The sequence below is a fragment of the Dyadobacter sp. NIV53 genome (genome assembly GCF_019711195.1).
GTDB lineage: Bacteria > Bacteroidota > Bacteroidia > Cytophagales > Spirosomataceae > Dyadobacter.
In genome coordinates this window covers 3,297,466-3,310,811 of sequence record NZ_CP081299.1, presented here as the reverse complement: position 1 = coordinate 3,310,811, position 13,346 = coordinate 3,297,466, and the positions used below count along the sequence as shown (strand labels likewise).

Annotated in this window: 14 protein-coding genes; 9 read left to right on the top strand and 5 right to left on the bottom strand. The window is 39.2% G+C overall.

Annotated elements, in window-relative coordinates; all coding sequences use genetic code 11:
* Window positions 1-49: 49 nt before the first annotated feature.
* The 7 genes from KZC02_RS13395 (at window position 50) to KZC02_RS13370 (ending at window position 6,494) form a co-directional block, all read left to right on the top strand.
* Window positions 50-1,174 (top strand): FIST signal transduction protein, encoded by a 1,125-nt coding sequence (locus tag KZC02_RS13395; RefSeq protein WP_221394551.1) that lies wholly within the window; start codon window positions 50-52, stop codon window positions 1,172-1,174.
* A 1-nt stretch (window position 1,175) separates the two neighbouring features.
* The gene (locus tag KZC02_RS13390) at window positions 1,176-2,516 is read left to right on the top strand and encodes an ATP-binding protein (RefSeq protein WP_221394550.1); all 1,341 of its coding nucleotides are present in this window, start codon (window positions 1,176-1,178) and stop codon (window positions 2,514-2,516) included.
* Between the two features lie 63 nt (window positions 2,517-2,579).
* Complete coding sequence (locus KZC02_RS13385; protein WP_221394549.1) at window positions 2,580-3,011, top strand: response regulator; 432 nt, start codon at window positions 2,580-2,582, stop codon at window positions 3,009-3,011.
* Between the two features lie 26 nt (window positions 3,012-3,037).
* The gene (locus tag KZC02_RS31785; RefSeq protein ID WP_229254292.1) at window positions 3,038-3,253 is read left to right on the top strand and encodes a response regulator; all 216 of its coding nucleotides are present in this window, start codon (window positions 3,038-3,040) and stop codon (window positions 3,251-3,253) included.
* A gap of 5 nt (window positions 3,254-3,258) precedes the next feature.
* On the top strand, window positions 3,259-5,010 hold the full coding sequence (locus KZC02_RS13380) for an ATP-binding protein (protein WP_229254287.1): 1,752 nt from the start codon (window positions 3,259-3,261) through the stop codon (window positions 5,008-5,010).
* A gap of 111 nt (window positions 5,011-5,121) precedes the next feature.
* Window positions 5,122-5,346, top strand: coding sequence for a CDGSH iron-sulfur domain-containing protein (locus tag KZC02_RS13375; RefSeq protein ID WP_221394548.1), 225 nt, complete (start codon window positions 5,122-5,124; stop codon window positions 5,344-5,346).
* A gap of 257 nt (window positions 5,347-5,603) precedes the next feature.
* The gene (locus tag KZC02_RS13370; protein WP_229254285.1) at window positions 5,604-6,494 is read left to right on the top strand and encodes an alpha/beta hydrolase; all 891 of its coding nucleotides are present in this window, start codon (window positions 5,604-5,606) and stop codon (window positions 6,492-6,494) included.
* A gap of 66 nt (window positions 6,495-6,560) precedes the next feature.
* On the opposite strand, the gene KZC02_RS13365 is transcribed toward KZC02_RS13370, so the two are convergent.
* The 4 genes from KZC02_RS13365 to KZC02_RS32920 all read right to left on the bottom strand — a co-directional run bounded on the left by KZC02_RS13365 (window position 6,561) and on the right by KZC02_RS32920 (window position 10,886).
* Window positions 6,561-7,724, bottom strand: a complete 1,164-nt coding sequence (locus tag KZC02_RS13365) for an ATP-binding protein (protein WP_221394547.1) — start codon at window positions 7,722-7,724, stop codon at window positions 6,561-6,563.
* A gap of 73 nt (window positions 7,725-7,797) precedes the next feature.
* Complete coding sequence (pdeM, locus tag KZC02_RS13360; protein WP_221394546.1) at window positions 7,798-8,439, bottom strand: ligase-associated DNA damage response endonuclease PdeM; 642 nt, start codon at window positions 8,437-8,439, stop codon at window positions 7,798-7,800.
* Window positions 8,429-10,510: a ligase-associated DNA damage response DEXH box helicase gene (locus tag KZC02_RS13355; protein WP_310590439.1), complete on the bottom strand. Its 2,082-nt coding sequence runs from the start codon at window positions 10,508-10,510 to the stop codon at window positions 8,429-8,431. The genes pdeM and KZC02_RS13355 overlap by 11 nt, the downstream gene beginning before the upstream one ends.
* Window positions 10,503-10,886, bottom strand: coding sequence for a DEAD/DEAH box helicase (locus tag KZC02_RS32920; RefSeq protein WP_310590438.1), 384 nt, complete (start codon window positions 10,884-10,886; stop codon window positions 10,503-10,505). The genes KZC02_RS13355 and KZC02_RS32920 overlap by 8 nt, the downstream gene beginning before the upstream one ends.
* 185 nt (window positions 10,887-11,071) lie before the next feature.
* Here KZC02_RS32920 and KZC02_RS13350 point away from each other — a divergent pair, with 185 nt between their 5' ends.
* Together KZC02_RS13350 and KZC02_RS13345 are read left to right on the top strand one after the other, a co-directional pair.
* Window positions 11,072-11,287 (top strand): DUF2281 domain-containing protein, encoded by a 216-nt coding sequence (locus KZC02_RS13350; RefSeq protein WP_221394545.1) that lies wholly within the window; start codon window positions 11,072-11,074, stop codon window positions 11,285-11,287.
* Window positions 11,287-11,682: a type II toxin-antitoxin system VapC family toxin gene (locus KZC02_RS13345; RefSeq protein WP_221394544.1), complete on the top strand. Its 396-nt coding sequence runs from the start codon at window positions 11,287-11,289 to the stop codon at window positions 11,680-11,682. The genes KZC02_RS13350 and KZC02_RS13345 overlap by 1 nt, the downstream gene beginning before the upstream one ends.
* Window positions 11,683-11,739: 57 nt before the next feature.
* Here KZC02_RS13345 and KZC02_RS13340 read toward each other — a convergent pair whose 3' ends face one another.
* Window positions 11,740-13,338 (bottom strand): ATP-dependent DNA ligase, encoded by a 1,599-nt coding sequence (locus KZC02_RS13340; protein WP_221394543.1) that lies wholly within the window; start codon window positions 13,336-13,338, stop codon window positions 11,740-11,742.
* Between the last annotated feature and the right edge of the window lie 8 nt (window positions 13,339-13,346).

The following is a 13,346-nucleotide window of genomic DNA, read 5'->3' as shown; positions in this document are numbered from 1 at the left end:
TTTGTAACTTGTTCATCTAATAACCTCAATTCAAAAAGCTTCTTTTGTAATGAATACGCAACAACTGGTATATGCTGGTGAAACGCCGGCAGAGCCATTCTCTTTTACTCCCGACCTGATTTTTATATTTGGTAACAGAGAACTTCTGGAAAAGAGCCAAATACCTGATGAATTACATGAAAAGTATCAGAATGCGGTTTTTTCCGGTTGCTCTACTGCCGGGGAAATTGCAGGGGAGTCTGTTAGCGATAACACCATAGTAGTCACAGGTATAGTGTTTGAGAATACACCCCTTGCCTCGGCTAAAGTTGCCCTTACCGATGTTGATTTTGACAGTATGGAAGCCGGTAAAAAGCTTGTCTCTTTACTTCCGCCGGACGGGCTTAAACATATTTTTGTGGTATCCGATGGTACGAGGGTAAATGGCACTGATCTGGTGAAAGGCATGATTGCAGGACTAGCGCCGACCGTTACTTTAACTGGTGGATTGGCTGGCGACGGGCCTAATTTTACTAAAACGGTAATCCTGGAACCGAACGGGAATGTAGCCACCGAAAGTGTTGCAGCAATTGGCTTTTACGGCGAATCCATTTCAGTTGGATTTGGATCGCGGGGAGGCTGGGATAGTTTCGGGCTGGACAGGACAGTAACCAGATCACATGAAAATGTTCTTTATGAAATTGATGGAGAGCCGGCCCTGGATCTGTATAAATCGTTTCTGGGTGAGAAAGCCAAAAATCTTCCGGCTTCCGCTTTATTATTTCCATTGAGCATGAGGGATAGTGAAGACCGTGCGCCCGTTGTAAGAACAATTTTGGGAATCAGTGAGGAAAATAAAAGCCTGACTTTCGCTGGTGATATTCCCGAAGGATCATTTGTAAGATTAATGAAAGCCAACAACGACCGGTTGATCACAGGAGCAGAAGAGGCTGCCTTTGTGGCACTGGAAGGAACGGAAAGCATGCCCGAATTCGCACTTCTGGTTAGTTGTGTGGGAAGGAAGCTTGTTTTGAAGCAAATTGTAGAGGAAGAAGTGGAGTGCGTCTCAGATGTATTAGGAAAGCCGGCAATAGCAGGTTTTTATTCCTATGGAGAATTGGCTCCTTTTAATAAAAATGCGTTTTGTGAATTACACAACCAAACAATGACAATTACCACTTTCAGGGAAGAATAAAATGCTGTCACCAAACTCAACTGAAATTAATTATCACAGGCTTTTAAAACGTCAGATGCGAAAGTCGCTGCCAGGCGAACTGGCCGATGACCCGCGCATGCTCGAATTTTTAGCCTCAGTAAGCCAGGCCTACACAGAATTTCAGGAAGACCTCGGACGTGTGGAGCATATTCTTGAACAAAGTTCGAACGAATTATTTAAAACAAACAGAGAGCTTAGCCGCATAGCTCAGGAAAAAACGGAAGAAGCGGCATTTAGCAGTAAAAGGCTGGAAGAAGTTGTAAGCAGTATAACAGAAGTGCTCGTTCAGCTCGATATTGATGAAAATATTATTTACCTCAACAACGCCTGGGAAGTAGTAACCGGGTATACCGTTGCTGAAAGCCTGAACAAAAACTGGAGGGATTTCACAATTTCACAGGGAGAAGCTCAAAACCAGATTGCGGCACTGTTTAATTCAGAAAAAAAAATAATAGAAGATACGGTCAGGATTACTACTGCTGACCGAACTGAGAAATGGCTGGCAATATCGCTGAGCCATCATACTTCGTCAGACCAGCAGCATGTAGGTTATATCGGAACTTTTGTAGATGTTTCCGAGCGTGTGGAAGCCGAGAAAAAGCTTAAATCATATATGCATGATCTGGAAAAAATCAATACAGAACTGGATCAGTTTGCTTACGTCGTCAGCCATGATTTAAAAGCTCCCCTGAGAGCCATCAATAATTTATCAGAATGGATTGAAGAAGACATCAGCCATCTGATCGAAGGGGAAACAAAAGACCAGTTTAAATTATTGCGGGGCAGGGTGCATCGCATGGAAAACCTTATCAACGGAATATTGTCCTATTCCAGAGCGGGCAGGATCAAAACGGTTAAGGAAAGGTTTCTGGTTAAAACGGTCGTGGATGACCTTTGTGAGACTTTTGGTATCAAACAAAAGATTCAGTTTGTCATTGAAGGAGATCCCGGCCTTGAGCTTATTTCAGAAAAGATAACATTGGGACAAATTCTTCAGAACCTGATTTCCAATGGAATAAAATACAATGACAAGCCCAATATCATCATCACAATTGGCTGGAAAGACACAGGCTTTAATATTGATTTCTTTGTAAAAGATAATGGCCCGGGTATCAGCCCGGAATTTCATGAGAAAATCTTCATTATTTTTCAAACGCTGCAAGCCAGGGATGAAGTCGAAAGTACCGGTGTGGGGCTCGCAATTGTAAAAAAGATTATTGACGAAAAAGGAGGCGTAATACGGGTGCAGTCAACAATGAACGAAGGCACCGTTTTCTTTTTCTCCTGGCCAAAAGTAGAAATAAAAAATACAGTTAATTGATTATTTCACAAGTACTTACATTTTTAATATAAATTCAAAACCACTAATTCTAACAGTACTACAATGTCCATTTCAAATGCGATTCCCATGAAAATCTTATTGGTTGAAGACGATGAGGTAGATATTATGAATGTAAAGCGTGCATTCAAGAAAAATAATATTTCTAATCCGCTCATAATAGCTCACAACGGTATTGAAGCTCTGGAATTACTTCGTTCGAAAGAAGTTGATGCAGTAAAACCAAAAATTATTCTGCTGGATCTCAACATGCCCAGAATGGGAGGCATCGAGTTCCTTAAAGAAATTCGTAATGATCCTGAATTAAGCGCATTATCTGTTTTTGTGATGACTACCTCTAATGAAGATGGTGACAAAATAGATGCTTTTAATCTGAATGTAGCCGGTTATATATTAAAACCTTTGTCCATGGACAGGTTCATCGCAGCAGTTTCCACTTTAAACAGTTATTGGACACTCTGCGAATACCCAGAATGAATTAATCCGCTCTTCTCCCCAATTTTATGATGCCATTGACTATTTTGTTAGTTGAAGATGACAATTTTGATGCTATGGAATTCCAGCGTGCAATTAAAAAAAGCCAGGTTGAAATTGAAGAGATCAGAATTTATAAATGTGCAGAGGACGCTCTGTTTGCGTTGGAAACATGGCTGCCCGGATGTATATTTCTTGATTATCAGCTACCGAGGACAAATGGTCTGGAGTTGTTAAAAAAATAAAAAGAATGGTACCTCAGCTGCCTGTTGTGGTACTCACTTCACAGGGGGACGAGCGGATTGCAGTGGAAATGATGAAGGCAGGAGCTATGGATTATTTTCCAAAGTCGGAGGTTAATGCGGAAAAGCTCAACAAAACCTTTCATACCATGAATCAAATGCTTGAAATGGAATGGAAAAGGCAGGAGACACAGCAGGAACTAACGAAAAAAGAAGAGTTTATAGACCAGATAGCTCTATTGTCTCCCAATATTATTTATGTTATTGATATAGAAAAATGGATTAATATTTTTCATAACAAACAGATATGGAATATTTTAGGATACACCGATGATGACCTGGTACCGGAAACAGGCAGTGTTTTCCTTAAAATCATCAATGATCAGGACCAGTTAATATTCCGTAAGCACTACCACTACATCAGGCATTGGATAAAAGACGGGGAAGTGATAGAAAAGGAATTTCGCTTAAAGCATAAAAACGGCTCGGAGGTTTGGATTATAACGCGTGAAGTTCCCTTTAAACGGAACAGCAGGGGCGAAGTGCAGGAAGTATTGGGTACGGCCATAGATATCACCAAAAGAAAATTCGATGAAAAAGAACTGATCCGTGCGAAAAAGGATGCAGAAGAAGCATTGCGGATCAAATCTGATTTCCTGTCAACAATGAGCCATGAAATTCGTACACCGATGAATGCTATCATTGGATTTACGGATTTGCTGCTCGAAAACAATTTTACCGGACAGGACCAAAGATACCTTAACACCATTAAGTACTCGGCTGATAACCTGATGGTTATACTGAATGATATTCTTGATTTTTCTAAAATTGAAGCGGGAAAATTCGATCTGGAAAGTTTTGAATTTGATCTGAAAGAAAAACTGGGGCACCTCCAAAACATTTTTGAAGCCAAAGCAAGGGAAAAGAATATAGCTTTGGCATTTAACGTGTCCGACAAGGTTCCAAACTTTCTCATTGGGGATGCTTACCGTCTTAACCAGATACTGGTTAATTTATTAGACAACGCTTTAAAATTTACTGACAAAGGTTTCGTTCGTTTATCAATAAAAGTAGAAAAAGATTTATATGACCAGGTCGACCTGATGATAGAAGTCAGCGATTCGGGCATTGGTATTTCAGAAGATAAGCTTGGTGTCATTTTTGATAGCTTTTCACAGGCGCATCAAAATAACGCGAGCAGATATTTTGGAGGAACAGGTCTTGGCTTAACCATTACCCGTAAAATTACAGAGCTTATGAATGGCTCTATTACAGCCAAAAGCCAGTTGGGCCAAGGTACTACATTTTGTGTGTGTTTGAATTTCAAAAAAAGTATGAAACCAATAGTAAAACCCAGTACAGATATTGCCAAAGATCTTTCACTTCAGGGATATCGTATTCTTGCGGCTGAAGATATACTGGCAAATCAGATATTACTAAAACACTTACTACGCAAATGGGGTGCTGATTTTATCGTGTGTAATAATGGACAGGAGGTATTGGATATACTTGAAAAACAAGAATTTGATATTATTTTAATGGATTTGCAGATGCCCGTTATGGATGGCGTTACTGCAATGAAAATTATACGCAAATCGCTTCCGGCTTATTCACAAATCCCTGCTATTGCCTTTACCGCAGATACTTTTGCGGAAAGCACACCCGAAATTGCCGAATGTCATTTCAATGATTTCGTTACCAAACCTTTTAAGTCAGAAGAACTCATCAAAATCATAACCAAGTATTTGCCTGTAAATTAGCCGTGTTTCCGGGCTGGTTTTCTTCCGCAACGGGAATTTGGATTCATCCTAAACAGGCATTTGAATGTTTTTGTATGAACATGGCTAATTACCTTTGATGGAAAATTCACCATGACCATGACAAGACTTACAATCAATAACAACGGTTCTGTAAAAGTAGACGGCGATTTTGAGATCGTTGATATGCAGGGAAACACCTACGGATTACAAGGCAGAACAGTCGTTTCCATTTGCCGCTGCGGTATGTCCGCAAACAAACCTTTCTGCGACGGAGCTCATAAAGCACATTTCGAACACAATGCTGTTGCATTTGACCTGCCTCCAAAAAAGGCTTAAATTATTTTGATTTTCTGTTTGTTGCATTAACCTCAATAGACAGAAAATCAAAATTTTATTAAGTGAACGAGTAAAGAAAAACTACAGCACCCGGATTTCAATTCATTAAAAAACGAACTGCATTTTCTGCTGATAGTTCGTACTTAACATTTTTTTACATCTTTATTTTCTTCCTGAACCAGTTACTGGTTACATCTATATGCGTCCTATAAGCGTAGGTTTGTTAACACTATCATTCACACTTGTTGTCGTTTATTTTGAAATCAGAACTTCGTATTACGCTTATTATTTTGTCTATCGTAGCAGCTGCATTTTTGCTTACACTTTCGGGTTGCTCCTTTAAAAGGATTTCGAGATCAAAAGATATAGTTTACTTAAAACCGGAAAATGCTACGGGTAAAGTTGAACAGCAGCTTAATATTTTTGCCCCTCACAAGCATCAGAAATTAAACGATGTCCTTATTTTTATTCATGGAGGAAACTGGAACTCCGGAAAAAAATCACAATACAACATCATAGGAAGTCACTGGGCTAAAAAAGGAATAGTATGCGTTATTATTGATTACCCACTTAGTCCTGACGCCAATTACAAGGAAATGGCCATTGCTTCTGCCCAATCTGTGAAGTGGGTAAAAGAGAATATCATTACATATGGAGGAAATCCTGAACGAATATTTATTTCCGGCCATTCTGCAGGTGGTCATCTGGCTGCATTAATTTCCATTGATAATACATACTTTGAAGACTTAGGAATAAAAAATCCGATTGTTGGTACTATCCTGATAGACGCAGCAGGACTGGACATGTATGGTTATCTGATGGAAGAAAAACTGGGGAAAGATCATACGTACCTTAGAACTTTCACTTCTGACCCGAAAATCTGGAAACAAGCCACGCCTCTTTATTATTTGCACAAAAATATGCCTCCGATGCTTATTTATCAGGGTGGCAAAACGTATCCTTCCATTTCAAAAAGCAATGAAAAATTTGTTAAGGCATTAAAGGATTTTGCTCCGGGAACGCCTTACCATATTCTGAAAGGCAAAAAGCATATTCCGATGATTATCCAGTTTTTTAACCCCTGGAATAATCGTTACGATGAGATATTGGATTTTATGAAAGAGGCTGACCGCCACGCGGTAAATTAAGGTGGATTGGGATAGTTGAATAGATCTGGCAGTACCAGGCAGGCTCCGCTAGAAAGTTGCCAAACCTTATATTTCGGCTCGTTTGACCATTGTAAACCAGTTAATAACACTAATTCCATTAGAACGATCTTCTTCCTGATTTCCGGCATAGACAATAAATCCTGACTGTTCTTCACTGAGTTTATTCCAATAAGTCAGACTTTTAAAAAATTCACTGTTTATTGTCCTTCCTGCTTTAATTTCTAAAGGCAGAAGCGAAGTGCCATTGTCAATAATAACGTCTACTTCGTGGCCGGTTTTATCTCTCCAATAGTATAAATTAATCTGCTTTCCGGCATTTGTACGTTTTTTTAATAGTTCTGTAATTACCAGACATTCGAATAAACTGCCTCGCAAAGGGTGTTGTAATAACTGGTTTGTAGTAATAATACCTAATAAAGAACAAACCAGCCCGGTGTCATAAAAATAAACTTTTGGCCGTTTTACAAGAGTTTTATTGAAGTTTTTGTAATGTGGCCTGAGCAAATAGATGATAAAACTACTTTCAAGAATACCTATCCAGGATTGGATGGTTTTCGTATCAACTCCGGTTTCAACAGCCAGAGAGGTAAAATTTAATTCCTGGCCTGTTCTTCCTGCTAAGAGACGAATAAACCGCTCGAATACGATAAGATCAGTAATATTTTTTATCTGACGTACATCTCTGTCAATATACGTGCGAAGGTAATTGGGAAACCAGTCTTCGGGAGGAATATTTAAATCATAAATTGGAGGATATAATCCTTTCAAAATCAGTTCATTTTCATCAGGTGTAGTCTGTTGGTCAGGAAATAATTCGACCGTGCTGAATGGTAACAAATTTAAAATTGCTATTCTGCCAGCCAGACTTTGAGATATATTTTGCTGAAGAAGAAAATTGTTCGAGCCTGTAAGAATAAAGCGGCCAGGTACTGATGATTGATCCAGAACTTCCTGTAAATAAGAAAATAATTCAGGCGTTCTTTGTACTTCATCGAAAATTGCACCATTCTCATACCTCTTTAAAAAGCCTCTGGGATCTTCAATGGCAAACCTTCGCGTATCCGGATTTTCCAATGATAAATAAGTTTTATCCGGAAAAAGTGTTTTTACCAAGGTAGTCTTCCCTGACTGTCTGGGGCCAGTTACAGCAACTGACTTAAATACACTTGCTAACTGAAGTATTTTTTTTGCCGCAATTCGTTCGATCATGATCAAATATAATCAAAAACCGGAATTATATGGAATCAGATTCCATATAATTCCGGTTTTTGATTAGTTGATGCTAGCAAATTGAAAAAACCTTCGTTTCCGTTGTTACATAAATCTTTCGGTTATCAGCCAGATCCATTGGAAATCCGCCAGTAAAAACGCCGAAACTGGGTACTATTGCCTGGTTTTTATCAATCACAAAACAGGGAAGCCTTACACTTTGCCTGCCTTTTCCATATGAAGTGAAAACAGGGTGAATATGGCCAGCAAAAATAAACTTTGAATGATCAAACTCAGTTTTCGGATGATGCGTAAAAATGAATCCATCCTCTTCGAAATCGTTTTCAAATACTTGCAAATCAGCTTCTAAGAACATATTCACTGGTAAAATATCATGGTTGCCAATTACAATGATCATATCAATATAATGATGCTGATTTCTCCACGCAGTGAAAGTTTCCCATTCGGAGTTGTATTTGCTATGAAACAGATCGCCAAGAAAAATAATACGGCTGGCACCTGTATTCTGAACCAATTCATTAAGACGTAAAAAATTATTTTCTGCGGCAATATTGGGGACTGCAATTCCTTCTTTTCTAAAATGCGTTATTTTTCCCAAATGCAGGTCACCAATGAGTAATGTTTGTTTTTCTTCCCAAAAAATGGCCCTTTGTGATAATAACAAAAAGTGATTTTCCCTTATTTCAATCTGCATATTGTTTGATCATCTTCTGGATCCGGTCATCCAGTTTTTCCGAAGTTAATTGTTCCCTTAAACGGTCCACCATAATCGGGAAAGAAAATGGTGTTGGTTTTATCGTTTTTTTGAATAAAATTTTCTGTGTTTCAATCCTGTCTAATGCTTTACGCATCCGAACTTCTTCCAGCTGGTAAGTCAGCACTTCCTGATATGCCTGGTTTACAAGCAGATTATTATTTTCATATTTGGTCATTACTGTAAACAGTAACGAACTGGAAGCCTGTAAATGTTTCGTCTTCACAACTTTTCCCGGGTATCCCTGAAACATGAGTCCGGCAATGGCCGCAATTTCCCTGAATTTTCGTTTCGCCATTTCTGTGGCATTTACACTCTGGTAAATATCATCCACCAGATGTTTTGTCGAAAAAAGGTCAATCTCTTTTGAAACCGCCTCAATATCAACATACTGGTCACTTAATAATTCGAATCCGTAATCATTCATTGCCAGTGAAAAAGTGATAGGTTTGATCTTACTCAAACGATAAGCCATCAGAATTGCCATACCTTCATGAACCAGCCTGCCTTCAAACGGAAATATAAATATATGATGTCCTTCCCTGGTTTCACATTGTTCGATCAGTAATTCATCCATATTCGGGATTACAGAACGTTCCTGCTGTAATTCCAGTAACGGCTGCATTTTTGCGAGTTCTTTTTCCTTAAGTGGATTATCGAGCGCATTTGCAACCCGCTCACGGATAAAAGAAGAAAGCTGGGAAGACAGAGACATTCTACTCCCGGCCCAGCGGATCAGGAAACCTTTTTTACCTTCCGCTTTTTTTACAGTAACCGTCATTTCATGAATCCGTACAAACTCCACATTCATTCCTGCAAAATAAAAAGCATCACCTGCTTTTAACCGGGTTGCAAAAGATTCTTCCACCGCACCCAGGTATTTCCCGTGCTGAAATTTTACTTTGAGCACACTATCTGAAACGATGGTTCCCATGCTCAGTACATGCCGCAACGCTACTTTTCGGCTATTGACAACATAACGGCCGTCTATTCTTTCTACTTTTTTGTATTCATCATACACCGTCAAAGAAGCACTTCCGGTTGTGATATAACCCAATAACCACTCCCATTCCTGACGGTTGATAAACTGATAACCATATGCGTCCTGAATTTCTTCAAATAATTGCTGCTCTTCAAAACCTCCCCCGACTGCAAGTGTGATCATCCATTGCGCCAGTACATCAAAAGCCTGGACAACTGGCGGGCGATCTTCCAGCACATTTTTAACCACACCTTCTCTCAGGGAAACTGCTTCTAATAATTCCAGGGAATTTACCGGACAAAAATAAATTTTACTTTCCGCTCCCGGCTGGTGTCCGCTCCTGCCTGCACGTTGTACAAACCGCGCTATACTTTTGGGGCTTCCCACCTGAATTACCGTTTCAACCGGACGAAAATCAACGCCTAAATCCAGGCTTGCTGTACAGATTACAAGTTTTAGCTTTCCCAGATGTAAAGCGTCTTCTACCCAATCCCGTATTTCACGATCCAGCGATCCATGGTGCAAAGCCATAATTCCGGCAAATTCCGGATATTTTTCAATAATATTCCGGTACCAGATTTCTGATTGAGCACGCGTATTTGTAAATAATAAAGTCGTATTGCTCTTGTTCACCACTTCCACAACTTTGTCTACAAGCCTGACGCCCATGTAGCCATACCATGGCAGTGTTTCCACTTTTTCGGGCAAAATACTTTCAACCGTAATCTTCTTTTCACTTTTAGCTTTAATAATCACCGGTTCCTCGGCACTTTTACGCATTCCCAGCAATACCTGCATAGCTTCGTCCAGATTACCGATGGTTGCAGATATGCCCCATGTTTGCAATTCCGGATTCATGTTTCTTAGTCTTGCCAGCGCCAGTTCAGTTTGTGTACCCCGTTTGCTGCCCATCAGTTCATGCCATTCATCCACGACAACCGTATGCAGGTTTTTAAAGATTTCATAACTGTTCTTTTGCGTAAATAAAAGATGCAGGCTTTCAGGCGTAATAATCAGCGTATCAGGCATTTGCTTTTTCTGGGCGTTTCTTTCCTTCTGTACTTGTATCACCGGTACGCATCCCGATTTGCCAATTCAGGTTCATTTCCAGGCAAGCCATTTCCATATTCCGGTGTAAATCTTTGGAAAGCGCTCGTAACGGCGTTACCCACAATACCTGTAATCCTTTGCGTGGTTTTATTGTAAGTTTTGGTGCAGTATTAATATAGCGGATTAAAATTGGAATCCAGAGCGAATATGTTTTTCCACTTCCTGTCGGAGCATTGATCAGCCCGCTTTTCCCTGATAAATAAGCTGCGGCTGCTTCTTTCTGAAAAGCTGCCCATTTCCATTTTTTTGATTTAAACCATTGCTCAGCAATGATATGTCCACGGGATTTTGTCAAAGGGGAATGGAAAATTAAAAGATGACTAAAAAGAAAACTTATTCAGCACAATATTTAATTGTACTGAATGATTATTTATCCACAAATTCTGTTCCATTTGTAAAGAAGCTAAATCATAACTAATTAAAGTAATAATTAAATATCTAAAATCTGGTATATTTGATAACTTCTTAAATGATCCGAAGATGATAACAACTATTGAAGGAATTTATGAGAATGGTCGTATAATATTTAAAGAGACGCCACCTTTGAAGAAAAAAGCAAAAATCCTGATAACCTTTATAGAAGAAACGGATCCAGTGGTTCTGTTACGAAAACGTCCTTTGGGTACAATGAAAGGCACCATCAAAATGTCAGATGATTTCAATGATCCAATTGATGATTTAAAGGATTACATGTAATGGCTTATTTACTTGATACACATGTAATACTTTGGGCTTTGGATGAAGAATCTCGCCTTTCTGCAACGGCTAAAAGCATAATAATAAATATAGATTCTGCATGCTTTGTCAATATTATTTCCTTTTTTGAAATTGCAATTAAAAAGAAAATTGGGAAACTTGAATTGACAAAATCAATTAACGAATACATTACTGAAATAGAGAGAATTGGAATCATTTTACTTCCAATAAAAAAAGAGTATTTGGATAGTTATGACCAGATTTCACTTCTTCCCAATCATCGTGACCCATTTGACAGGCTTATTCTGGCAACAGCATTTTCAGAAAAATTTACATTAATTTCTGCCGATGAAAAGTTTTATCAATACAATAACATTATTGAAGTGGTATGGTAAAATATTCTCAGTAAGTCTGCAAATCTAACATACAATGTTACAATTGCAGACTTCATGCTATTTATACAGCTCTAAAATTCCTTTCAAACTTTTCAGCGTATCTGCTTCTTCCGGTTTTTTATCTTTTCGCCATCTCAATATTCTTGGAAAACGCACTGCAATTCCTGACTTATGCCGGGAAGATTCATTAATGCCTTCAAATCCGATTTCAAAAACCAATTCTGGTTTTACCGTTCTTACGGGGCCAAATTTTTCAAGAATATTACGTTTGATAAAATAATCAACCTGGCCGATTTCAACATCAGTTAATCCGGAATAAGCTTTTGCAAAAGGAATCAGTTTTCCGTCATCGCCCCAAACTGCAAAAGTGTAATCAGTGAAAAGTTCTGCCCGGCGTCCTGATCCTTTTTGTGCATAAATCAACACAGCATCCACACTCAACGGATCAATTTTCCATTTCCACCAATCTCCTTTTTTCCTTCCGACCTGATACGTACTGTTCTTCCTTTTGATCATAAAACCCTCAGCAATATTTTCACGTGAGGTAGGGTGCAAATCGTGTAATGTGCTCCATTCTGAAAATTCCACCAATGGAGAAAGATTAAATACACCCTGAACCGGCATATTCTGATAAATTTCTACCAATTGTGCCCGCCTTTGTAATTGTGTCAGATTTCGGATGTCAACTCCGTTTGCTTCCATAATATCATAGGCAATGAAAGCAACAGGTGCTTCTTCCAGAACTTTTTTAGAAAGATTTTTCCTGCCAATCCTTGTTTGCAATACGCTGAAAGGCATTGGTTTACTATCCAGGTAACTTACAATTTCTCCGTCCAGGACCGTGCCGTTTGGTAATACAGAACTGAGGAAATGCAATTCCGGGAATTTGTCAGTAGATAATTCCTCACCTCTGGTCCAGATAAATAATTCGTTATTTCTATAAATGATCTGTGACCGGATACCATCCCATTTCCACTCTACAAACCAGTCTTCCGGGTTTCCCAGGCCCGATACATCGCCTTCGATCGGATAAGCCAGAAAAAACGGATAAGGCCTTGAAGCATTGTCATTTTCGCCCTCATCCAGGATCAGTTTCTCAAAAGTAGTTTTCAAAGGATGCCATTCTCCCATTACCCTGTGTGCAATTACACTGGAATCTGTTGAGGTAGCTTCGGCCAGTGCACGTACAACTAATGTTTGGGAAACACCGATCCGGAAACTGCCCATCAGTAACTTATTGAATACAAATGTTTCGTGTTGGGACAATTGCATCCATGCCTGTAAAATGTGATCATGTTTTTCTTCATCAGTCATTTTAGGCAACAGGCTCAAATAATAAAACCATTCTGTTAATGTCTTATCCGAATCCAGCGTGTGGGTTCTTGGAAGAATAAGGGAAATCGTTTCGCCCAGGTCACCAACACTGTGATAACTTTCCTGAAATAACCACATAGGAATATTGGCCTCAGCTGCTGCCCATTCTTTTACCTGCGTCCGGTTTACTTTAAACGATGGCCGGCGACCGGTGAATAAAGTCAGTGCCCACATTTTATCTTCATCCGGTGCAGTCAGAAAATAGTTTTTCATCAACTCTACCTTTGCATTGGTTTTGTTGGTGCGGTCCAGATTCATAAAGAGTTCAGCAAATTGTTTCATGTGTTTTT